The organism is Pseudomonas sp. QD4 (genome assembly GCF_049199125.1).
Taxonomy (GTDB): domain Bacteria; phylum Pseudomonadota; class Gammaproteobacteria; order Pseudomonadales; family Pseudomonadaceae; genus Aquipseudomonas.
Map to the genome: position 1 here is coordinate 317,468 of NZ_JBLZOM010000006.1, position 22,274 is coordinate 339,741.

Sequence of the window (22,274 nt, forward strand, 5' to 3'; positions counted from 1 at the left end):
GCAACGGGACGCCTATAGTCGTGAGGAGAACTCGGGAAGTCAATTGGATGTGTTACCGCATTGTTACGCCGCGGGTGTTACCGCGGTTACTGATGCGTTTCAGCTGTCAGGCCAGCCGTTCCAGCCCGACAAAAGGGCAGGCCGCGAGGAGTTCGCGCAGGGTACGGCCGTCGGCCAGTTGCAGGTTTTCCGGAGCCAGTTCCGCCAGGGGGTAGAGGACAAAGGCCCGGGCGTGCATGTGGTAGTGCGGGACCTTGAGCCGCGGCTCGTCGATCAGGCGGTCACCGAACAGCAGGATATCCAGATCAAGGGTGCGCGGGCCCCAGCGCTCGTTGCGCTCCCGGCCCTGGCTGTTTTCGATGGCTTGCAGCGCATCCAGCAAGGCCAGAGGGGACAGGCGGCTATCAAGCGCCGCGACTGCGTTGGTGTAGCGCGGTTGGCCGGGCAGCAGGGAGTCGCTCTGATAGAAAGACGACACGCCCACCCACTCGGTCTCGGGCAGCTGCGCCAGGGCATCAGTTGCGCTGCGCAGTTGTTGCGTCGGGGCAGCCAGATTGCTGCCCATGCCGATGTAGATGCGCTCCATCAACTTACTCGCCGGATGGGCCCGCGCTGCGTTTGCGCTTGGCGCCGCTGCTGCGGCGGCGTTTACGTGGAGCGCCGCTGGCACTGTCATCCTTGCCGCTGAGGTCGCGGATCATGTCGCGGCGTTCGGCATCGTTGGCATCCTGATAATCAGTCCACCACTCGCCCAGGCCATCGGTCTGCTCACCTGCGCTCTCACGCAGCAGCAGGAAGTCATAGCCGGCACGAAAACGCGGGTTGTCCAGTAACTGGTCGGCGCGCTTGCCGCTACGACGTGGCAGGCGCTCCTGCATGTCCCAGATCTCGCGGATCGGCATGGTGAAGCGTTTCGGAATTGCTATGCGCTGGCATTGTTCGGCGATCAGCTCATGTGCCGCTTCCTGCATCGCCGGAATTGGCGGCATGCCGCGTTCCTGCAGGCGCAACACGCGGGCCGGAAGGGCCGGCCAGAGCAGCGCGGCGAAGAGGAAGGCCGGGGTCACCGGTTTGTTCTGCTTGATGCGCAGATCGGTATTGGCCAGGGCTTCGCTGATCAGGGTATGGGTATAAGTCGGGTTGTACTCCAGGGCCTCGGCGCTGGCCGGGAACAACGGATCGAACAGTTGCAGGTCCACCAGCATCTCAAAGGTGTCTGCTGCGTGGCCTGAGAGGAACAGCTTGAGCACTTCCTCGAACAGGCGTGCCGACGGGATCTCCCGCAGCATCGGGGCCAGGTCGCGAATCGGCGCGGCGGTGTGCTTCTCGATGCCGAAATCCAGCTTGGCTGCGAAGCGCACGGCCCGTAGCATCCGCACCGGGTCTTCCTGGTAGCGTTGCTGAGGGTCGCCGATCAGGCGGATCAGATGATTGCGGATGTCGTGCACGCCATTGGCGTAATCGAGAATGCGCTCACTGACCGGATCGTAATACAGGGCGTTGATGGTGAAGTCGCGGCGTTGGGCATCTTCTTCGAGGGTGCCGTAGACGTTGTCGCGCAGGATCCGCCCGCTTTCATTACGCGAGGACTGATTGCTGTCTTCCTCTTCGTCGTTCTGCGGGTGGTTGGCGCGGAAGGTCGCGACCTCGATGATTTCGCGACCAAAATGGATATGCACCAGTTTGAAACGGCGACCGATGATGCGCGCGTTACGAAACTCCGCCCGCACCTGTTCCGGTGTGGCGCTGGTGGCGACGTCGAAATCCTTGGGCGTGATATTGAGCAGCATGTCGCGCACGCAACCACCTACCAGGTACGCCTGATAGCCAGCGTTCTGCAGGCGTTCGACGATGTTCACCGCATAGCGGCTGAACTGGGCGCGTTGCAGCGAATGTTGGCTGCTGTTGAGCACTTCAGGCGTGCTACGGATGTGTTGCGTATGACGCTTGGGCGAACGGAATGACTGGAACAACTTCTTCAGCATGGGATGCACTGTTTGAAGGAATGTTCGGCCATAACGAAGAATGACCGCATGATGGGCCGGGATTCTAGCATTTAGTCGGGGGATGGTGTAGGACGGCGGAGTTTTGAGCTGAAAGCCGTGAGCGGCATGGGTTGGGCGGGTAAAGCTGAATCGCGGAAACTACAAGGGGAGCCGAAGCTCCCCCAGAAGTAGTTGCGTGCTCTATTTTTATTATTGGTTTTGGGCTTCTTGTTTTTGTTTAACGCCCGTGTCACCTGGTTTACCCAGAGTGACCCTCCCAATCGGGAGCCAAGAGCAAACGGATTGCTTTGATCGCTGTGTTGCAATGATCTGATGATCCAACCAGTTCAGGCTCTGCCTTAGGGCAGTTTTTGTTGTTCTCGGCCTGGTTGTGGGGCAAGCCCCAAATACAACGCCTCTCCAAAAGAATCAGTTAGCTGCGCCTCCGCCGTGTTGTTTTTATTATGCGTGAGTCGATTCGTCTTATTTTTATTGTCTTATGCATTGCTTGTTATTGTTCTTGTACCAGACATATAGCAGATGCCGTGCCAACTTTTGCGAGCCCCAATGAAACTGGGGGTTGACCGGTGTTTTGGGTTTTTTACGGGCAAAAAAAAGCCGGGGCTTCGTTACCTTTAGCCCCGGCTTTTGTTACGTGAAATTGCAGAGGTAACAGTTTTTTCACAAAGTCGAGTGTTACCCGCACTCCCTACAGCCAAGGTTCAGCTTTCGCTGGCAACCCCGGTTTTGCGGCGTGGAATGCCCAGGCGCTGGCGCCGTTCCCACAGGCACTTGCGGCTGACGCCCAGTTTGCGTGCCAGTTCGGTCTCGGTCATATGGTCCTGATGCTCGAGCACGAAATGCTGGAAGTAGTCTTCCAGAGACAGATCTTCGGTGGGCTCGTGGCTGGTGGTATTGGCGCCGCCCTGTTGCGGAGCCAGGCCGATGAAGTCGTCATCGTCCAGGTCGCTCAGTTCGATATCGATGCCCAGCAGCTCGGCAGAAATCTCCGGGCTTTCACACAGGATCACCGCACGCTCGACGGCGTTTTCCAGTTCCCGCACGTTTCCTGGCCAGGAATAATGGCGAATGGCCTGTTCGGCGTCCGGGGCAAACCTCAGGTCGGTGCGGCCGACACGTGCGCTCTGGCGTGCCAGAAAGGCGGTGGCGATCTCGTTGACGTCGGCGCCACGCTCACGCAGTGCGGGCAGCTTGAGGGCAATCACGTGCAGTCGGTAATAAAGGTCTTCACGGAACTGGCCGATCTTGGCCAGGCTCTTGAGGTCCCTGTGGGTTGCAGCGATCAGGCGCACATCCACCTTCTGCGACTGCACCGAGCCGACACGACGGATTTCGCCTTCCTGCAGTACCCGCAACAGGCGCGCCTGGGCTTCCAGGGGCAGCTCGCCGATTTCGTCGAGGAACAGCGTGCCGCCGTCCGCTGCTTCCACCAAGCCGGCGCGCCCGGCGCTGGCTCCGGTGAATGCACCTTTTTCGTGGCCGAACAGTTCGGACTCGATCAGGGTTTCCGGAATGGCTGCACAGTTGACCGAAATCATCGGCGCCTTGGCGCGTTTCGACAGATTGTGCAGGGCGCGGGCCACCAGTTCCTTGCCAGTCCCGGATTCGCCCTGGATCAGTACATTGGAGTCGGTCGGGGCGACCTTGCGGATCTTGCTGTACATGTCCTGCATCGGCGGGCATGAGCCGATGATGCCGATCTCGCCATTACTGTTGCCGGCGCCGGCTTTCTCGCCAGCGTTGGCTGCCTTGCCCGCCGGACGCTCAGCCGGGTTGGCCTGGGCGCTTTGCCGATCGCGCAGGATGCGCGCCACGGCCTGGAGCATTTCATCGTGGTCGAAAGGTTTGGCGATGTAATCCACCGCGCCCATCTTCATTGAGTCAACGGCCGAACGCAGGCTGGCGTAGCTGGTCATGATCAGCACCGGCGTGCCCTGGCCGAGCTTGATCAGCTCGGTACCGGGGGCGCCCGGCAAGCGCAAATCACTGACGATCAGGTCGAACGTGGGGATGCTGAAACGCTCCTGCGCTTCCTGCACCGAGCCGGCTTCGCTGACCTGGTACTGGTTGCGCTCCAGCAGACGACGCAAGGCGGAGCGGATGATGGTTTCGTCTTCGACGATCAGAATGTGCGGCATTGATTCAATTCTCTCGACGGTCTCAGTTCACAGCGGACGTCGCTTCGACATGACGCGGTAGAGTCACCCGGATACGGGTGCCGCGTTGGCTTTCGGTGTCAGCCGGGCTGTCGATGGTGATTTGTCCATAATGCTCTTCAACGATGGAATAGACCAGTGCAAGGCCCAGTCCGGTGCCTTCGCCAGGATCCTTGGTGGTGAAGAAAGGTTCGAACAATCGGTCCATGATGTTCTTCGGAATGCCGCTGCCTTCGTCTTCTACGATCAGATCGATCGTATGTTCCGAGGCCTCGCTTTTCACTCGTACTGCACTGCCCGCCGGTGAGGCGTCGCGGGCGTTGGACAGCAGATTGATCAGAACCTGGGCGAGCCGTTGCGGGTCTCCGTCGACCCAGTGATCGGGGTCGCACAGGTTGAAAAATTGCACTTCGAAATTGCGCCGGTTCAGCGCCAGCAGACCGATGGCGTCCTGGGCGACTTCGGCCAGGCAGACCGGCTCGTCGTTGTGCTGATGGCTGCCGGCATGGGCGAAGCTCATCAGCGATTGCACGATGCGCGACACCCGCTTGGTCTGCTCAAGGATCTGGCCGCTGATTTCGGTCAGCTCGCTGTCATCTTCCCGTTCTTCGCGCAGGTTTTGCGCCAGGCAGGCGATACCGGTGATCGGGTTGCCAATTTCGTGGGCCACGCCCGCAGCCAGGCGGCCGATGCTGGCCAGTCGCTCGGAGTGCACCAGCTTGTCTTCGAGCATCTGGGTTTCGGTCAGGTCCTCCACCAGCAGCACCAGGCCGCTATTGCCCGGGGCCAGGGGCTCATCGATGGCAGCCTTGTGCAGGTTGAGCCAGCGGGTCTGGCCGTCGAGGGCCAGGTGCTGTTTGTGCAAATGTTCGTCAGGCAGGTTGATAAAACCCTGCAGCAGTTCTTTCCAGGGATCGGCAATGGTGCTCAGGCGCGAGCCGACCACGTGTTGCGCCGGGATGTTGGTCAGCTCCTCCATGGCCTTGTTCCACATCAGGATCTCCTGATCCTTGGCCAGGGAGCAGACCCCCATCGGCAGTTCCTGCAGGGTTTGCCGGTGATAGCGGCGCAAGGCGTCGAGCTCGGCGGCAAGACCTGTCAGGCGCGAGTGGTAATCCTCCAGCCGGCTTTCAATAAAGTGGATGTCTTCGGTGACGTAGTTTTCGCCGCTGGCCTTATAGGGCAAGAAGGTCTCGACCATGTCCTGGGCCACGCTGGGACCCATCAGCCCGGACAGGTTGGCCTCGATGCGGTCGCGCAGGCGGCGAAGGGCGTACGGACGGCGCTCGTCGAAGGGCAGATAAAGGTCGCGCAAGGCCTGTTCGACTTCCTTCTGCGCAGCCTTGGCACCCAGGGGCTTGGCCAGCTGTGTGGCGAATTCCTGGGGTGAAGCCGCATGCAGTTCACGGCGCTGTGGGCGGCGCACGTTGTCCACCGCACAGGCTTCGGCGGCGCTGGCCTCTTCGGCGCTGGCGTTGGTGAACAGCGAGATCAGGGTGAACATCAACACGTTGGCGGCCAGGGAGGCGATCGCCGCCATATGCCAGCTGGTGTCATCCAGCACGTAGATCATGTTCAACAGCGGAATATAGAAACCCTGCAAGTTGCCGATCAACGGCAGCAGCATGGTCACCAGCCATACCAGGATCCCCGCCAGCAAGCCGGCGATAAAGCCCCGGCGGTTGGCGGTCGGCCAATAGAGTACGGACAGCACGCCGGGCAAGAATTGCAGGGTGGCGACAAAGGCGACGATGCCCAGGTTCGCCAGGTCCTGCTCGGCGCCCAGCAGCAGGTAGAAGGCGTAGCCGGCCATGATAATGGCGACGATCAGCGCGCGACGGGTCCATTTCAGCCAGCGGTAGATATTGCCCTCGGCCGGTGGCTGATACAGCGGCAGCACCAGGTGGTTCAGGGCCATGCCCGACAGTGCCAGGGTCGTGACGATGATCAAGCCGCTGGCCGCCGACAGCCCGCCGACATAAGCCAGCAGCGCCAAGGCTTTGCTGTTGGCGGCGATGCCGATGCCAAGGGTGAAGTATTCCGGGTTGGTGGTGGCGCCCAGTTTCAGGCCGGCCCAGAGGATCAGCGGCACCGCCAGGCTCATCAGCAGCAGGAACAACGGCAGGCCCCAGCTGGCGCTGACCAGTGAGCGCGGGTTGAGGTTCTCGGTGAAGGTCATGTGGTACATGTGCGGCATCACAATCGCCGAGGCGAAGAACACCAGCAGCAGGGTGCGCCACGGACCTTCCTGCAGCGGGGTGTGCAGGGCGGCGAGGGCGGTCTGGTTCTGCAGGAGCCAGATTTCCAGCTGCTGCGGACCATCGAACACGCCATATAAGGCGTAGAGGCCGACGCCGCCGATGGCGATCAGCTTGATCACCGACTCGAAGGCAATGGCAAACACCAGGCCTTCGTGTTTTTCCCGGGTGGCGATATGCCGGGACCCAAAGAAGATGGTGAACAGGGTGATCAGTGCGCAGAAGCTCAGGGCAACCCGATGCTGCACCGGCTCGCGGGTGAGAATGCCAATGGAGTCGGCGACCGCCTGGATTTGCAGCGCCAGCAGCGGCAGCACTCCGATCAGCATGAAAATCGTGGTCAGTGCGCCGGCCCAGGTGCTGCGAAAGCGGAAGGCGAACAGATCGGCCAGGGATGACAGCTGGTAGGTGCGGGTGATTTTCAGAATCGGGTAGAGCAGTACCGGTGCCAGCAGAAAGGCCCCGGACACCCCCAGGTAACTGGATAGGAAGCCGTAACCGTACTGATACGCCAGGCCGACCGTACCGTAGAACGCCCAGGCACTGGCGTAGACCCCGAGGGACAGGGTGTAGGTCAGCGGGTGGCGAATGATCGAGCGCGGAATCATTCCGCGTTCACTGATCCAGGCGACGCCGAACAGCACGGCCAGGTAGGCGGCGCTGATCAGGATCATCTGGGTCAGGCTAAAGCTCATCGGCATCTTTTTGGCTCTGCAGGATGAAGGTCACGACGATCAGAATCAGCCAGAGCAGATACGGGCGATACCAGGCGCCGGTAGCATCGATCCACCAATCCATGATGGCGGGGGAAAACAGATAGATCCCCACTACCAGGAGCAGGACCAAGCGATAGATGTACATCCCGGCCTCTCTTTATTGTGTGCGTGCCCGAAAACGTGCGGCGATGGTAACGGATGGGCGCCAAGCTGCAAGTGGCGTCAGCGTAATTGCGCTTCCGGCACGCTGAGGGTGCGCGGGATCAACCCGGCGTCCCAGTGAGTGATACCCCAGTTCAGCACTTCTCGCGGGGTGGCGTCGTCCAGTTCACTGCCGGGTATCTGGCCCAGTGCCCGCAATGCGCGCAGTAACAGGGCGGTGGCCTGATCTTCGGCCAGCGGCGGTGAGCGGTAGGACTTGCCCAGCTTGTTGCCGTCCGGCTGGGTTATCAAGGGCACGTGTAGGTAGCGTGGCTGCGGCAGCCCAAGCAACTCCTGCAGGTATAGCTGGCGTGGGGTGGAGTCCAGGAGGTCGGCGCCGCGCACAATATCGGTCACGCCCTGCCAGGCATCGTCCAGCACCACCGCCAGTTGATAGGCGTACAGGCCGTCACGCCGTCGAATCACGAAATCGCCGACCTCACGCCCCAGATGCTGGCGAAACTCGCCCTGTACTCGATCGTTGAAATGGTATTCCAGCTCCGGCACGCGTAGACGGATCGCGGCATTATCCTGGCCATGGCCAGCGTTGCGGCACAGCCCTGGGTAGATCCCGTGGTAGGGCTCCAGTTGTTTGCGCGAGCAGGTGCAGGCGTAGGCCAGGCCATGGTTGAACAGGCGATTCAGGACCTCGGCGTAGGCGTCATGGCGCTCGCTCTGGCGGACCATTTCGCCGTCCCATTCAAAGCCGTAGCTTTCCAGGGCCTTGAGAATCGCCGCCTGGGCGCCGGGCTCTTCCCGTGGTGGATCAAGGTCTTCCATGCGCAACAGCCAGCGCCCACCGGCGGCGCGTGCGTCCAGGTACGAGGCGAGGGCTGCCACCAGCGAGCCGAAATGCAGGTAGCCGCTGGGAGTCGGGGCGAAACGCCCGATGTATGAGGAGTTCGAGGCAGTCATGGGAGGGCGATTACATGCTCTGGTTCGGTCGACACGAGGTTGGCGCGTGCTGCGGGCTCAGGGAGCACCATCGGTTGAAATGCCAGAAACAAAAACGGAGCGTTCGCACGCTCCGTTTTTCACTCGGGCCGGCTGTTATTTGCCGACCTGTTTTTCCTTGATTTCGGCCAAGGTCTTGCAGTCGACGCACATGTCGGCTGTAGGACGGGCTTCCAGACGGCGAATACCGATCTCGACGCCGCAGGATTCACACCAGCCGTATTCTTCGTCTTCGATCAGTTGCAGGGTCTTGTCGATCTTCTTGATCAACTTGCGCTCACGGTCGCGGGCACGCAGTTCAAGGCTGAACTCTTCTTCCTGGCTGGCACGGTCGGCCGGGTCAGGGAAGTTGGCGGCTTCGTCTTTCATGTGGTCAACCGTGCGGTCGACCTCCTGCATCAAGTCCTGTTTCCACTTGTTCAGGATCTTGGTGAAGTGCTCGCGCATGGGCTTGCCCATGTACTCTTCGCCCTTCGTTTCAACGTAGGGTTCGAAGCCACTGATCGATTGGCTGCTCTGTTGCTTTGCTTGGGTGGGCATGAATGGACCGCCTCTACTCTTGTAATCCATTGCGCAGGATTGCTCCATCTCCGACGGTTGCCGGCCCTGCGCCTGCAAGCGGGCGAACTTACCAGAACAAGTCGGACCGCGCTACTCCCGGTTGTCGAGCCCCCAGCCCACGGCGCTTGCAGATCCTGGAGAGGGTTGCTCCGGCCAGTCCGAGGGCCTGGCCAAAATGTAATTTTAGTCAGTTTTTTGCCCCACGTTGGTGCTCATGGCTCCCGGCCATCGGGCGGAGCCAAGCGCTTTAGACTCTCTCCTCGCTCCCCGGTTGGGTAGAATCGAGCTTTTGTTCCCTCTCTTATTATATGAAGGAAGGCTAATGGCTCAGCCCTACAGTGCGCGCAGCCGCGCTATCGAACCTTTCCATGTGATGGCCCTTTTGGCACGTGCCAATGAATTGCAGGCCGCCGGTCGGGATGTCATTCACCTGGAGATCGGCGAGCCGGACTTCACCACGGCCGAGCCGATCATCCAGGCCGGCCAGGCCGCGCTGACCGCCGGTAAGACCCGTTACACCGCTGCTCGCGGCATTCCCGAGCTGCGCGCGGCCATTTCCGGCTTCTATCAACAGCGCTACGGCCTGGATATCGACCCGCAGCGCATCCTGATCACCCCGGGCGGCTCCGGGGCCTTGTTGTTGGCCAGCAGCTTGCTGGTCGATCCCGGCAAGCACTGGCTGCTGGCGGACCCGGGCTATCCGTGCAACCGGCATTTCCTGCGGCTGGTGGAGGGGGCGGCGCAGTTGGTGCCGGTTGGCCCGGATGTGCGTTACCAGCTGACTCCGGGTCTGGTGGAGCGCTACTGGGATCAGGACAGTGTCGGCGCTCTGGTGGCGTCGCCGGCCAACCCGACCGGGACCATCCTGACTCGCGATGAGCTGGCCGGCCTGTCGGCTGCGATCAAGGCGCGAAATGGTCACCTGGTGGTGGACGAGATCTACCACGGCCTGACCTACGGCACAGATGCCGCCAGCGTGCTGGAGGTGGATGACAGCGCCTTTGTGCTGAACAGTTTTTCCAAGTACTTCGGCATGACCGGCTGGCGCCTGGGATGGCTGGTGGCCCCGCCAGCGGCCGTCGGTGAGCTCGAAAAGTTGGCGCAGAACCTCTACATCAGTGCCCCGAGCATGGCCCAGTATGCGGCGTTGGCCTGTTTTGAGCCCGCGACCATCAGCATCCTTGAAGAGCGCCGCGCAGAGTTCGGCCGGCGGCGGGACTTTCTCCTGCCGGCGTTACGCGAGCTGGGCTTTGGCATTGCCGTCGAGCCCGAAGGTGCGTTTTACCTGTATGCAGACATCAGCGCGTTTGGCGGTGATGCCTTTGCCTTCTGTCGACACTTTCTCGAAACCGAGTCCGTGGCGTTCACCCCGGGCCTGGATTTCGGTCGGCATCAGGCCGGGCACCATGTGCGCTTTGCCTACACCCAAAGCCTGCCGCGCCTGCAGGAAGCGGTGGAGCGCATTGCTCGTGGCTTGCGGAGCTGGCAAGGCTGATGCGCTTTCATCCTCCTCTCGAAGAAGGCCGTCTGATACGGCGCTACAAACGGTTCCTGGCGGATATCGAGACCGCCAGCGGCGAGCTTCTGACAATCCACTGCCCCAACACCGGCTCGATGTTCAACTGCATGGTCGAGGGCGGGCAGGTCTGGTTCAGTCGGTCCAACGACCCCAAGCGCAAGTTGCCCGGTACCTGGGAAATCAGCGAAACCCCACAAGGGCGCCTGGCCTGTGTCAACACTGCGCGGGCCAATCCGCTGATTGAAGAGGCGCTGCGGGCCGGGCTGATCAGTGAACTCAATGGGTTTACAGCGCTCAAGCGCGAGGTGCCGTACGGCCAGGAAAACAGCCGCATCGATTTTCGTCTCGACTATGACGACGGCCCGGCCTTTGTCGAAGTCAAAAGCGTGACCCTGGGGTTCGACGGCACGCCGGTGGCAGCTTTTCCGGATGCGGTGACCCAGCGGGGGGCCAAGCATTTGCGCGAATTGGCATGCCTGGCGCGCGAAGGCGTGCGGGCAGTGCAGTTGTATTGCGTCAACCTGAGCGGGATCGAGGCCGTGCGCCCGGCCCAGGAAATCGACCCGGCCTACGCTGCCGCATTGCGCGAGGCGGTGGCGGCAGGAGTTGAAGTGCTGGCCTATGGCGTGCGCCTGACGGCTGAAGAAGTCTGTGTCGAGCGGCGTCTGGAGGTCTTGCTCGACGGTTAAAGCTGGACCCAGACCCCCTGCTGATCTTCGCGGCAGGGGATGGCAGTCAGGGACTGGCCGGCGCAGGGGCCGGCGACGCATTCACCGTCCTCGATCAGAAACAGGGCGCCGTGGGTCGCGCATTGAATGAGGCTGGCGCTCTGATCAAGGAATTGGTCGGGCTGCCACTCCAGGGCCACGCCCCGGTGCGGGCAGCGGTTGGCGTAGACGTACACCTGCTGGTTGCGGCGCACGGCGAACAGCTTGACCCCGTCAAGCTCGAAGCCCCGGCTGCAAGCGTCGGGCAGGTCGTCATTGGCGCAAAGAAACTTCATTTCAATCCTCGAGCGCCGGAGGCTCTAAGCTCAGGCTGTTGGTGCGTTTTCGGGTGATTTGCTGAAACACGTCTGTGCTTGACTGCTAAATGCAAACAATTATCAAATAGCCGCTTCGCCCGTTTGCGGCGCTTGCTCATTTCGATGCCCGGGTTGTAGGGCATGTCACATGGACGGCGGTGTCATCGGCTCAATCTTCTATAGGAAATGCTTTTATGCGCCTGAGTGCCAGCGCAATCGCGCTCTGTATCGCAATGCTGGCCGGCCATGCCAACGCGGCCGAGTTGCCGCAACGTTGGGTGAGTGCCGGCGGTGCATTGTCCGAGTGGGTCAGTGCGCTGGGAGCCGAATCGAAGCTGGTCGGTGTCGACACCACCAGCCAGCATCCGGAGTCGCTCAAGACGCTGCCGAGTATTGGTTATCAGCGTCAGTTGTCCGCCGAGGGCATCTTGAGCCTGCGTCCGCAGATTTTGGTCGGCACCGAGGAAATGGGGCCGCCACCCGTGCTGTCGCAGGTTCGCAGCGCTGGGGTGCAGGTCGAATTGTTCTCGGCCCAGGCCGATCTGCCGACGCTGCAGCACACGCTTGAGCATCTGGGTCAACTGCTGGGTAACGAGGCCCAGGCCGCGCAATTGTTCCAGGATTATCAGCGGCAGCTTGAACAACAGCAGGCCAGCGTCAGCCAGGCCCAGTCCAAGCATGCGGCCCCGGGTGTGCTGTTGTTGCTCGGGCATGCCGGTGGCAAGCCGCTGATCGCGGGCAAGGACACGGCGGCTGATTGGGTATTACGCCAGGCGGGCGGCCGTAACTTGGCGACCCACAGCGGTTACAAACCCTTTTCGGTGGAATCGCTGGCCAGTCTCAGCCCGGATGTACTGGTGTTTGCCGACCGCAGCTTGACCGGTGAAGCGGCGCGCGCGGCCTTGTTCAAGGAAAACCCGATTCTGGCCTCCACCGCGGCAGCCAAGTCTGGACGCGTGGTTGAGCTGGATCCAACGCTCCTCGTGGGTGGGTTGGGCCCGCGCCTGCCGCAAAGCCTCAAGGTGCTGTCGGCGACCTTCTACCCTGATGCAGCGAGTGCGGCGACCTCCGCTCCATGAAGCCTCTGGTCAAACCTCGTAGTTTGTTTATTGGCCTGAGTTGTCTCTGCCTGCTGGCGATATGGCTGTCCCTGGCCCTGGGGCCGGTCAGCCTGCCTCTGCTGGATACTCTGCGCGCCGCCTTGCGCATGCTCGGGCTGCCGATCGACGGCCAGGGCCTGGAGCAGGCCGAACTGATCCTTGGGCAGATCCGCCTGCCGCGTACCCTGCTGGGCCTGGCCGTGGGCGGGGTGCTGGCGTTGTCCGGGGTGGCGATGCAAGGCCTGTTTCGCAACCCGCTGGCCGATCCCGGGCTGGTGGGGGTCTCCAGCGGCGCAGCCTTGGGCGCGGCGCTGGCGATTGTCGGCGGCTCCCTGTTTGGTGGACTGCCGGAGGCCGTTGGGCCTTATTTGCTGTCGTTGTGCGCGTTTCTTGGTGGCTTGGGAGTGACCGCACTGGTATATCGCCTGGGGCGGCGTAATGGCCAGACCAACGTAGCGACCATGCTCCTTGCGGGCATCGCGCTGACTGCCCTGGCGAGCTCCGCGGTGGGGCTGTTCACTTATCTGGCGGACGACGCCACCTTGCGCACCCTGACGTTCTGGAACCTGGGCAGCCTCAATGGCGCCAGTTACTCGCGCTTGTGGCCATTGGTGCTGGTGAGCGCGGGCGTGGCGTTGTGGTTGCCGCGCCGCGCTCGGGCGCTGAATGCCCTGTTGCTGGGGGAGTCGGAAGCCAGTCACCTGGGCATCGATGTCGAGCGGCTCAAGCGTGAACTGGTGTTCTGTACTGCGCTGGGGGTCGGCGCGGCAGTTGCCGCCGCCGGGATGATCGGCTTCGTCGGGCTGGTGGTGCCGCACCTGATACGTCTGCTGGCGGGCCCAGATCATCGGACTTTGTTGCCTGCTTCGATCCTGGCGGGCGCCAGCCTGTTGCTGCTGGCGGACCTGGTAGCGCGCCTGGCCCTGGCGCCGGCCGAGTTGCCCATCGGTATCGTCACCGCCTTCATTGGTGCTCCGTTCTTTTTGTATTTGCTATTGCGAGGGCGTGCCTGATGTTGTGCGTACACAACCTGCATGTCCTGCGCGGCAAAAAAGCGGTGCTGACGGCCATCGACCTTGAGCTCAAGCCGGGTGAAGTGCTTGGCGTACTAGGCCCCAATGGCGCGGGCAAGAGCACCTTGCTGGGCGCGTTGTGTGGTGAGTTACAGCCCGATCAGGGCCAGGTCCTCCTCGATCAGCGCGAACTGGCGCAATGGGGAGGCGCACAACGGGCCCAGCGGCTGGCGGTCTTGCCTCAACACTCAACGCTGGATTTTGCCTTTCGTGTGGAAGAGGTCGTAGGGATGGGGCGCTTGCCGCACCAGAGCGGGCGGGTCCGGGATGACGAAATCGTCCTTGAGGCCCTGCAAGCGGCAGACGCCGCCCATTTGCAAGGGCGCAGCTACCTCGCGCTGTCTGGCGGTGAGCGCCAGCGTGTCCACCTGGCGCGGGTGTTGGCTCAGCTATGGCCAGGGCAGGTGGGGCAGACGTTATTGCTCGATGAGCCCACTTCGGCCCTTGATCCCTTGCACCAGCACATCACCTTGCAGGCAATTCGGGCATTTGCCGATCGTGGGGTCGCGGTGCTGGTGATCCTGCATGATCTGAACCTGGCCGCGCGCTATTGTGACCGGGTGCTGCTGCTTCAGGGGGGCAGTCCCCATGCGCTGGATACTCCGGAACAGGTCCTGCGCCCCGAGCCGCTCAAGGCGGTGTTTGGCCTGGAGGTGCTGGTGCAGGCACATCCGGAGCGCGGTCATCCCCTGATCATTGCTCGTTGAGCCATTTGCGGAGAGCGATCCATGCGCGGGCTGATAGGGTTACTCGCGGTACTGCTGGTTGCGGGGTGCCAAGGCGTGGCGCTGCCGCCGTTACCTGAGGCGCAGCGGGCCAGCGAGATTATTGAGTTGCGCAGCGGACGGTCACTGTCGACTGCAGAGCTGGTCGAGCGACTGGCCCAGGCGCCCCGGGTGATTGTCGGCGAGCAGCACGACAATGCCGATCACCATGTCCTGCAGCTGTGGCTGATGCGGGCACTGGCCAGCCAACGCCCGCAAGGCAGCCTGTTGCTGGAGATGTTGGTTGCGCAGCAGCAATCGCGGGTCGATACCGTGCGTCAGCAATTGAAGTCCCAGGGTTGGCCCGAGGATTTGCCGGCGGCTCTGGCCTGGCAGCCGGGCTGGGATTGGGCCTTGTATGGGCCGATTGTGCGCTTCGCCCTGGCGCAGCCTTATCCACTGCTGGCGGCCAACCTGGACGCCAGCGAAATTCGCCGTATTTATGCGCAGCCTCCGGTTCTGAGTGGCGTCCATGCCAACTCCCAGGCGGTCAAGGACCTTTTGCAGACCCAAATTCGCGATGCGCATTGCGGTTTGTTGCCCGAGAGCCAGGTGCCAGCCATGTTGGCGGTCCAGCAGCAGCGCGACCGGCGCATGGCCGAACGTTTATTGGCGGCGCCGGTTCCAGCACTGTTTTTCACGGGGGCTTACCACGCCCGCAAGGATGTGGGAGTGCCGGTGCACCTGGCCGATCTCGGCGCGGCCCAGGGCACGGCGGTGCTGATTCTTGCCCAGCAGGGGACACCGGTGGCTGCCGACAGCGCCGATTACGTCTGGTACACCGCACGGATGCCGGATCAGGATGACTGCGCGCCCTTGCGCAAATAAAACTCGGACTTTGTTACCAGGGACTTTTCCACAGGCAAAAAAAGACCCGGCAAGAGCCGGGTCAAATAACCGTGATTAGCCTGATGAGGAGATAATCTGAGAGTCCGAACCACTGGTCTTCCAGGTTATCGACTGATCTCGCGACCAGTTGCGATAATCATAACGATTCTCATTTCTATGTCAACAGAGGTTATTCAAGTTTCTTTGATTTCTGCCAAACGCTCGTTTGGATTGCCCGTAAACAGTGGGCTCAGGCGCGGTTACTCAGGGCGTTCAGCCGGGTGACTTCCTTGTTCAGCAGGTCGATGCGCCGCGCCATGCTCTCGATAAGGCTGTGGGCGATGCGCGGATTGCTCATGGTCAGGCTGAGAAACTGCTCCTTGGGAATCAGCATCACGGTGCTGGGCTCGCTGGCAATCACGCTGGCGCTGCGTTTTTCGCCGGTGAATACCGCCATCGCACCGAAGATTTCATCTTTGGGTACCTCACCGACGTTGTGACCGTCGACATAGGCCTGCGCATGGCCTTCGATGATCACGAACACATGGTCGGCCTCATCGCCCTGATGGATCAGCACCTCGCCAGCGTCCACCCGCCTGAAGCCGTTGCTGCTGCGAAACTCCGGTGGTTTCAGCCGCGCCACCGCGTCCGCGAGCAGGGCAGTCTGGCCAAGCAGGTATTGCAGGAACAGCTCGGCACGCTGCTCGTCGGCGTAGATATGCTGGAACACCGCCGAACGCAGGTACGGAATCAGGCTCAACTCGGTCTCGCAGCGCAAATGCCAGGCCGGCTGCTCACTGCCGCGCCGTAGCCCAAGCAAGTCACCCTCATGCAGATAGAACAGCGGGCGCTGGTCGATGCTGGCCTGCACCTGGCCACTTTCGAGCAGGAACAACTGATGTCCCGCAAGCACGCTGGAGAGGTCCTGGACGGCGTCGATCAGCACGTGATCGCCTGCCGGAGCCAGGCCTTCCAGCAGCTGTGTCGGGATACTTTGCAGTCGATTGATCAGGCTGTCGGCATACGCCGGTTGTTCCCCCAGTAAGTACATGCAGCCCCCTCGCGAGGTCAGTTCTGATGGCGCGCGGAAATCGCTTCCAGCTGCCGGTTCAGCGCTTCTTTGCGCTCGGCCGGAATGTCGTTCCAATGCACATCCATCAATGCACCTTCAATGGCATACAGCAGAACTTTCGAGGCACGAAAGCCGCGGGTGCGTACAGCCCTGTAAGCATCCACCGCGCCCAGGCGACGCAAGTCCGACGCACTATGGATACCCACTGCATGCAGCCATTGTGCGGACGTCTTGCCAAGGTTTTTCAGATGTTGCAGTTCATCATTCATCAAGCCTCCTTGCGACGGCCGAATGGTGCGTGGGCAAGTCTCAGAGGAGTGTAGCGCTCAGTAGGAAAAGCGCTGTTCTTTGGTCGGTTTCAACGCAAATGCTTCTAAGCCGGACGCTGCGGGGTGCTCAGTGGGGCATTTGGGGGGAGGAAAGGAAGAGGCAAAGCGAGGAGTCCAGCGCAAATTCTGGGGCGCCGGACCTGTAGCAGCAGGTTGTTACTTGGTGCGATAACGCAGGCGGGTGCCGAAATTGACCGACATGAGAATTTCATCTGCCGTCAGTTCCGGAGGAAAGTAGGTCCCGGAGATCTGCGCATGGGACAGGCTCGCGCCTTCCATGGCCGAACTGCGCAAATCCAGGCCGCGCAAATCGGCGGAGCGGAAATAGGCGTCGGTGAAGTCGATACCCTCGGCGTTCAGATCGCGCAGGTCGAGGCCACGAAAATCGCCGCCACGCATGTCGATCGGCTGGTCCGTTGGGCGCTCGCGGTTGAATCCGGTGATGTCATCTTTGTGCAGCAGGGCGTACAGCGGGGTGTCGAGAAGCTTTGGTTGGCTCATGGCAACGTCACCTGTTGGATTTATGACGCCATTATAGTGCCACTGTTTTTCAGCCGCGAAGTCTTTCCCTCTTCGCGGCTGAAATAGTTGCTTACAGGCCTGGCAGACGCTGGCGAATATTCGCCACCAGCGCGTCGAGGCTTCCGCTTTCATTGGTTTCCACGCGCTTGCTGCGCAGTACTTCTTCGGCGCTCAGCGGTTCGCGATTGGCCTGCTGAGCTTCGATGACGGCCAGGTTGGCATCCGATGGGTCGTTTTGATCCGCCTGACGCTGCGCCAACCAGCTGGCGATGACCGCGGGTGGAGCATTGCAGTCGATGATCAGGCAGGGCGCGCCAGTGGCTTCGGCCACCTGGGCAGCCGCATCGCGTTGCGCACGTTTGAGGTAAGTGGCATCGATGACCACCGGAAAACCGGCCCGCAGGATGATGTCGGCGATTTCGTGCAGGCGTGCGTAAGTCGCAGCACTGGCGTCGCTGCTGTAAATGCCGGCATTCGGGTCGTTTTGCACCTGCTGCTCACCGAACAGGCGCTTGCGCTCGACATCGGAACGCAGGCGCACTGCGCCCAAGGCCTCGACCAGGCGCATGGCGACGTGGCTTTTACCGACAGCAGATACACCGCAGGTGATCGCCATGAACCGCGAAGGGATGGTGCTGTAACTTTCCGCCAGGTTGGCGTAGTTGCGGTATTGGCGCAGGTTCGTGGCACGCTGCACCGGAGTGGCGTCGGCCGGCATGCTGAACAGGCTAACCTTGGCCCGGACCAGGGCACGGTAGGCTTTATAGAAGTTCAGCAACTCCAGGCCTTGATAGTCGCCGGTCAGCTCCAGGTACTGGCTGATAAAGCGGCGAGCGAGGCTTTTCAGACCACGGTCTTCAAGGTCCATCGCCAGGAAGCCGGTATCGGCATAGACGTCGGTGAAGCGGAACGGTTCGTTGAATTCGATGCAGTCGAAGATCACTACCTGGCCGTCGATCACGGTGGCGTTGCCCAGGTGGATATCACCGTGGCATTCGCGAATGAAACCGTCAGCCTTGCGCTGGGCGAACAGTGGCTTGAGGCGTTCGAAGCTGCTTTCGGCCCAGGCCTGCAACGCATCCAGTTGCTGCAGGTCAGCCTTGTCGCTGAGGAAAGGGTGGATCTGCTCGAAGTTCTGCCGCACCGGTGCCATCACGCTGTCCGGAGTGCCGGCTTCGTGATCGGCTGGAACACGCGGTGCGTTGAGGTGGAACTGGGCAATCTGCTTGGCCATCTGGTCGATATGCGCGGCGGTCAGTTCGCCGTTGGCTTGCAGTGTGCTGAGCAGTTGGCTTTGCGGGAACTGGCGCATTTTCAGGGCGTAGTCGACAACCGGCCCGCTGCCACCAAACTGTGGGGCCTCGGCGCTGCCGGTGATCGGCAGCACTTCAAGGTACAAATCTTCGGTCAGGCGCTGATTCAAACGCAGCTCTTCGCCACAGAAATGCTCGCGAGCCTCGAGGCCGGTGAAGTCGAGGAAGCCGAAATTGACCGGTTTCTTCACTTTATAAGCAAAGGGGCCAGTGAGCAGCACCCAGGAAATGTGGGTCTCGATGACCTGGAACCCGTCGACGGGGTGTGGATAAAGGGCCGGGTTTTGCAGGGCGGCGATCAGGGACTGGCTCACAGGCGATCCTTCAGAGACGGAGAAAATTCAAGGCCGTCATTATGGCCGCTCGGGGGGCTGACGCAAACCTCGGGACGCTCCTGTTGAGTATGAATAAAGTGCGTATAATCCGCCGCCATGACTCGTACTCGATCCCCTCGCTCCGCTAAAAAACGTCCCTCTGGTGGCCTGCGCCCCTGGCTGGGCTGGGCTCTTAAGCTCAGTCTGGTCGGCTTGGTGGTGCTCGCCGGCTTTGCGGTTTATCTCGACGCTATCGTCCAGGAGAAATTCTCCGGCAAGCGCTGGACTATTCCGGCCAAGGTCTACGCCCGGCCGTTGGAACTGTTCGTCGGCCAGAAGCTGAGCAAGGAAGACTTCCTCACCGAACTCGACGCTCTGGGCTATCGCCGCGAAAGCGTGGCCAACGGCCCGGGGGCGGCGGCCGTGAATGGCAATGTCGTGGATTTGAATACCCGCGGCTTTCAGTTCTATGAGGGCCTGGAGCAGGCGCAGCCGGTACGGGTGAGATTTTCCGGTGACTATGTAGCCGAGCTGGCGGGAGCCAAGGGGTCGAAACTGGCGGTGGTGCGCCTGGAGCCCTTGCTGATTGGCGGGTTGTATCCGAAGAACCTCGAAGACCGGATCCTGATCAAGATCGATCAGGTCCCGCCGTACCTGCTGGAAACCCTGGTGACCGTGGAAGACCGGGATTTCTACCATCACTTTGGCGTCTCGCCGAAGTCGATTGCTCGGGCGGTCTGGGTCAACACCTCGTCCGGAAAGATGCGTCAGGGCGGTAGTACCTTGACCCAGCAGTTGGTAAAGAACTTTTACCTGACCAACGAGCGCAGCCTGTCACGCAAACTCACCGAGGCCATGATGGCCCTGCTGCTTGAGATGCATTACGACAAGCGCGAGATTCTCGAGGCCTACCTCAACGAGGTTTTCGTCGGGCAGGACGGTCAGCGCGCGGTGCATGGTTTCGGTCTGGCCAGTCAGTTCTTCTTCAGTCAGCCGCTGTCCGAACTCAAGTTGCATCAGGTGGCTTTGCTGGTGGGCATGGTCAAGGGGCCTTCGGCCTACAACCCTCGGCGGTATCCGGAGCGCGCGCTTGAACGGCGCAACCTGGTGCTCGACCTGCTGGCGCAACAAGGCGTCGCCACGCCCGAGCAAGTTGAAGCAGCGAAGAAGATGCCGCTGGGCGTGACCAAACGCGGCAGCCTTGCCGACAGCTCATTCCCGGGTTTCCTCGACCTGGTCAAGCGTCAATTGCGTGAAGACTACCGCGACGAAGACTTGACCGAGGAAGGGCTGCGTATTTTCACCAGCTTCGACCCGATCCTGCAGATGAAGGCCGAAGCCTCGGTCAACGACACCTTCAAGCGCCTGGCAGGGCGCAAGGGGTCCGAGGATGTCGAAGCCGCGATGGTCGTGACCAACCCGGAAACCGGAGAGGTTCAGGCCATGATTGGCAGCCGCCAGGCCAGCTTTGCCGGTTTCAACCGGGCGCTGGACGCAGTTCGCCCGATCGGCTCGCTGATCAAGCCGGCGGTCTACCTGACAGCGCTGGAAAAACCCAGCCAGTACACCCTGACCAGTTGGTTGTCCGATGAGGCGTTCTCGGTCAAAGGCGCGGACGGCCAGGTATGGAAGCCGCAGAACTACGATCGCCGCTCCCACGGTACGGTATTCCTCTATCAGGGCCTGGCCCATTCCTACAACCTGTCGACCGCCCGTCTTGGTCTGGAAGTCGGCGTGCCGAACGTGCTCAAGACCCTGGCGCGGCTGGGCGTTTCCCGCGAATTCCCGGCATTCCCTTCGATGCTGCTGGGGGCGGGCGGGTTGAGTCCGATGGAAGTGGCGACCATGTACCAGACCCTGGCCAACGGCGGTTTCAACACGCCGATGCGCGGGATCCGCAGCGTGCTGACGGCCGAGGGCGAGCCGCTCAAACGCTACCCGTTCCAGATCCAGCAGCGTTTTGACCCAGGTTCGATTTACCTGATCCAGAGCGCCATGCAGCGGGTGATGCGTGAAGGTACTGGCAGCTCGGTCTATAACGTGCTGCCCAAATCCCTGGCGTTGGCGGGCAAGACCGGTACCAGTAACGACTCGCGCGACAGTTGGTTTGCCGGGTTCAGCCAGGATCTGCTGGCCGTGGTCTGGCTGGGGCGTGACGATAACGGCAAGACGCCGTTCACCGGTGCTACCGGTGCACTGCAGGTCTGGACCAGTTTTATGCGCAAGGCCGACCCATTGCCGCTGGATATGCCACAACCGGATAACGTGGTTCAGGCATGGGTCGATTCCCGGACCGGACAGGGCTCCGATGCCAACTGTCCGGGAGCGGTGCAGATGCCGTATATTCGCGGCAGCGAACCGCCTCCCGGCGCTGCGTGCGGTGGCGAAAGCCCTGCATCCGGCGACTCGGTGACGGATTGGATCAAAGGCTGGATGAACTAAGCGAAGAGGGTTTGACGTGAACAAGTGGTGGGTTCCAGCTATTACAGCTCTGGCTTTGCTCAACGGCTGCTCCAGTGTGCAGCGCGGTTCGATCCCGGTGGTCGATGCCGGTACTGCGGTCTCCAACAGTGAGCGGATTTCGGCTAACGGTGGCTTCCGGCAGACGACTATCAAGCGTCCGGCTCAGGCGCAGTCGCAAAATATCCCGCAGGATTCCGGCGTGGTGGTGATGGTGCCAGGAGGCGGTGCGACGACATCGGCCCCTATCAGCTCATCGCCTATTACCCCGGGTCCGATTATTCCAGGGCCGGTTGATTCGGCGCCGATCAACCAGGGCACCTACAACATGCCGTCGAGTTCGATCCCGTCGGCCAGCGCCGGCGGTTTGTCGGCGGACGAGCAGTTGGATGGTCCGGTGCTGGCCTTGCTCAGCACCGCCCAGCAACAGCAGGCCAGCGGTGACCTGAATGGCGCCTCGTCGAGCCTTGAGCGAGCGCAACGGGTAGCCCCGCGCGAGCCACAGGTGCTCTACCGCCTGGCGCAGGTGCGCATGGAGCAGGGCGACGCGCCTCAGGCCGAACAGTTCGCTCGCCGTGGGCTGACCCTGGCTTCCGGTCGTCCGGCCCTGCAGGCTAGCTTGTGGGGGCTGATCGCCCAGGCGCGAGAGAAGCAGGGCGATGCCGCCGGCGCCGCGCTGGCTCGTCAAAAAGCCAAGGTCGCACTCTGATGGATGGGCGCTTTCCCGAGATCGCCGAACAGTTGCTGCTGATCGAGCGTGAACTGCGGCTTCTGGGGTTGTGGGATGAGGTTTCGCCCAGTGCCGAAGCCTTGTCCAGCCAAGAACCGTTCAGCGTCGACACGCTGGATTTCGAGCAGTGGCTGCAGTGGATTTTCCTGCCGCGCATGAAACTGATTCTGGAGCAGGACCTGCCGTTGCCCAATGCCTCGGGCATTCAGGAAATGGCCGAGATGGTCTTCGCCAGTCGGGACATGCAAGGCCGGGATCGGCAGTTGCAGGTCTTGCTCAAAGAGTTCGATCAACTGATCGTCGCCACGCGTTGAACCTCAACCGCCAGTTTTCACTGGCGGTTTTTCTTTGGGCGTCGGACGCCTGACTCAGGC

At 61.6% G+C, this 22,274-nt stretch carries 21 protein-coding genes; 9 read left to right on the forward strand and 12 right to left on the reverse strand.

Translation table 11 applies throughout. The features are described from left to right. Positions 1–106: 106 nt before the first annotated feature. The 7 genes from folK to dksA all read right to left on the reverse strand — a co-directional run bounded on the left by folK (position 107) and on the right by dksA (position 8,831). Complete coding sequence (folK, locus tag ACOZJV_RS28915; protein ID WP_201128021.1) at positions 107–586, reverse strand: 2-amino-4-hydroxy-6-hydroxymethyldihydropteridine diphosphokinase; 480 nt, start codon at positions 584–586, stop codon at positions 107–109. Positions 587–590: 4 nt separating this feature from the next. Beyond that, positions 591–1,985 carry a polynucleotide adenylyltransferase PcnB gene (locus ACOZJV_RS28920; RefSeq protein WP_078471790.1) on the reverse strand — a complete coding sequence of 465 codons (1,395 nt, stop codon included), beginning with the start codon at positions 1,983–1,985 and terminating at the stop codon, positions 591–593. 722 nt (positions 1,986–2,707) lie between these two features. Then, positions 2,708–4,144 carry a sigma-54-dependent transcriptional regulator gene (locus ACOZJV_RS28925; protein ID WP_078471793.1) on the reverse strand — a complete coding sequence of 479 codons (1,437 nt, stop codon included), beginning with the start codon at positions 4,142–4,144 and terminating at the stop codon, positions 2,708–2,710. 22 nt (positions 4,145–4,166) lie between these two features. Next, positions 4,167–7,121 (reverse strand): sensor histidine kinase, encoded by a 2,955-nt coding sequence (locus tag ACOZJV_RS28930; protein WP_161955754.1) that lies wholly within the window; start codon positions 7,119–7,121, stop codon positions 4,167–4,169. After that, a complete protein-coding gene (locus ACOZJV_RS28935; protein ID WP_003176118.1) occupies positions 7,105–7,281 on the reverse strand; it encodes a hypothetical protein in 177 nt (58 codons plus the stop codon). The genes ACOZJV_RS28930 and ACOZJV_RS28935 overlap by 17 nt, the downstream gene beginning before the upstream one ends. A 77-nt stretch (positions 7,282–7,358) precedes the next feature. Next, positions 7,359–8,252, reverse strand: a complete 894-nt coding sequence (gene gluQRS / locus ACOZJV_RS28940; protein WP_421549023.1) for a tRNA glutamyl-Q(34) synthetase GluQRS — start codon at positions 8,250–8,252, stop codon at positions 7,359–7,361. Positions 8,253–8,387: 135 nt separating this feature from the next. Beyond that, the gene (dksA, locus tag ACOZJV_RS28945) at positions 8,388–8,831 is read right to left on the reverse strand and encodes an RNA polymerase-binding protein DksA (RefSeq protein WP_020296495.1); all 444 of its coding nucleotides are present in this window, start codon (positions 8,829–8,831) and stop codon (positions 8,388–8,390) included. A 343-nt stretch (positions 8,832–9,174) separates the two neighbouring features. On the opposite strand from dksA, the gene ACOZJV_RS28950 reads away from it, so the two are divergent. Continuing rightward, the gene (locus ACOZJV_RS28950) at positions 9,175–10,347 is read left to right on the forward strand and encodes a pyridoxal phosphate-dependent aminotransferase (protein ID WP_421549024.1); all 1,173 of its coding nucleotides are present in this window, start codon (positions 9,175–9,177) and stop codon (positions 10,345–10,347) included. After that, positions 10,347–11,060, forward strand: coding sequence for a DNA/RNA nuclease SfsA (gene sfsA, locus ACOZJV_RS28955; protein ID WP_421549025.1), 714 nt, complete (start codon positions 10,347–10,349; stop codon positions 11,058–11,060). The genes ACOZJV_RS28950 and sfsA overlap by 1 nt, the downstream gene beginning before the upstream one ends. Here sfsA and ACOZJV_RS28960 read toward each other — a convergent pair. Continuing rightward, the gene (locus tag ACOZJV_RS28960) at positions 11,057–11,374 is read right to left on the reverse strand and encodes a Rieske (2Fe-2S) protein (RefSeq protein ID WP_078471799.1); all 318 of its coding nucleotides are present in this window, start codon (positions 11,372–11,374) and stop codon (positions 11,057–11,059) included. The genes sfsA and ACOZJV_RS28960 overlap by 4 nt on opposite strands. Positions 11,375–11,589: 215 nt before the next feature. On the opposite strand from ACOZJV_RS28960, the gene ACOZJV_RS28965 reads away from it, so the two are divergent. From ACOZJV_RS28965 to ACOZJV_RS28980, 4 genes are read left to right on the forward strand one after another with little or no spacing between them, the layout of a single operon-like run. Next, positions 11,590–12,474: a heme/hemin ABC transporter substrate-binding protein gene (locus ACOZJV_RS28965; protein WP_421549026.1), complete on the forward strand. Its 885-nt coding sequence runs from the start codon at positions 11,590–11,592 to the stop codon at positions 12,472–12,474. 50 nt (positions 12,475–12,524) lie between these two features. Beyond that, a complete protein-coding gene (locus ACOZJV_RS28970) occupies positions 12,525–13,508 on the forward strand; it encodes a FecCD family ABC transporter permease (protein ID WP_178102972.1) in 984 nt (327 codons plus the stop codon). Further along, complete coding sequence (locus tag ACOZJV_RS28975) at positions 13,508–14,275, forward strand: heme ABC transporter ATP-binding protein (RefSeq protein WP_078471803.1); 768 nt, start codon at positions 13,508–13,510, stop codon at positions 14,273–14,275. Before ACOZJV_RS28970 ends, ACOZJV_RS28975 begins: the two co-directional genes overlap by 1 nt. A 21-nt stretch (positions 14,276–14,296) precedes the next feature. After that, complete coding sequence (locus ACOZJV_RS28980; RefSeq protein ID WP_421549027.1) at positions 14,297–15,160, forward strand: ChaN family lipoprotein; 864 nt, start codon at positions 14,297–14,299, stop codon at positions 15,158–15,160. A gap of 250 nt (positions 15,161–15,410) precedes the next feature. Here ACOZJV_RS28980 and ACOZJV_RS28985 read toward each other — a convergent pair whose 3' ends face one another. The 4 genes from ACOZJV_RS28985 to ACOZJV_RS29000 all read right to left on the reverse strand — a co-directional run bounded on the left by ACOZJV_RS28985 (position 15,411) and on the right by ACOZJV_RS29000 (position 18,710). Next, complete coding sequence (locus ACOZJV_RS28985) at positions 15,411–16,211, reverse strand: Crp/Fnr family transcriptional regulator (RefSeq protein ID WP_421549028.1); 801 nt, start codon at positions 16,209–16,211, stop codon at positions 15,411–15,413. A gap of 17 nt (positions 16,212–16,228) precedes the next feature. Beyond that, positions 16,229–16,501, reverse strand: a complete 273-nt coding sequence (locus ACOZJV_RS28990; RefSeq protein WP_020296504.1) for a TfoX/Sxy family protein — start codon at positions 16,499–16,501, stop codon at positions 16,229–16,231. 216 nt (positions 16,502–16,717) lie between these two features. After that, positions 16,718–17,062: a pentapeptide repeat-containing protein gene (locus ACOZJV_RS28995; RefSeq protein WP_078471807.1), complete on the reverse strand. Its 345-nt coding sequence runs from the start codon at positions 17,060–17,062 to the stop codon at positions 16,718–16,720. Positions 17,063–17,153: 91 nt separating this feature from the next. Continuing rightward, entirely contained in the window at positions 17,154–18,710 is a 1,557-nt protein-coding gene (locus ACOZJV_RS29000) for an AAA family ATPase (protein ID WP_421549029.1), read from the reverse strand. Positions 18,711–18,827: 117 nt separating this feature from the next. Here ACOZJV_RS29000 and mrcB point away from each other — a divergent pair, with 117 nt between their 5' ends. From mrcB to ACOZJV_RS29015, 3 genes are read left to right on the forward strand one after another with little or no spacing between them, the layout of a single operon-like run. Continuing rightward, positions 18,828–21,152, forward strand: coding sequence for a penicillin-binding protein 1B (gene mrcB, locus ACOZJV_RS29005; RefSeq protein WP_020296507.1), 2,325 nt, complete (start codon positions 18,828–18,830; stop codon positions 21,150–21,152). 16 nt (positions 21,153–21,168) lie between these two features. Further along, positions 21,169–21,879, forward strand: coding sequence for a tetratricopeptide repeat protein (locus ACOZJV_RS29010; protein ID WP_078471811.1), 711 nt, complete (start codon positions 21,169–21,171; stop codon positions 21,877–21,879). Continuing rightward, complete coding sequence (locus tag ACOZJV_RS29015) at positions 21,879–22,214, forward strand: YqcC family protein (RefSeq protein WP_020296509.1); 336 nt, start codon at positions 21,879–21,881, stop codon at positions 22,212–22,214. Before ACOZJV_RS29010 ends, ACOZJV_RS29015 begins: the two co-directional genes overlap by 1 nt. Positions 22,215–22,274: the final 60 nt, after the last annotated feature.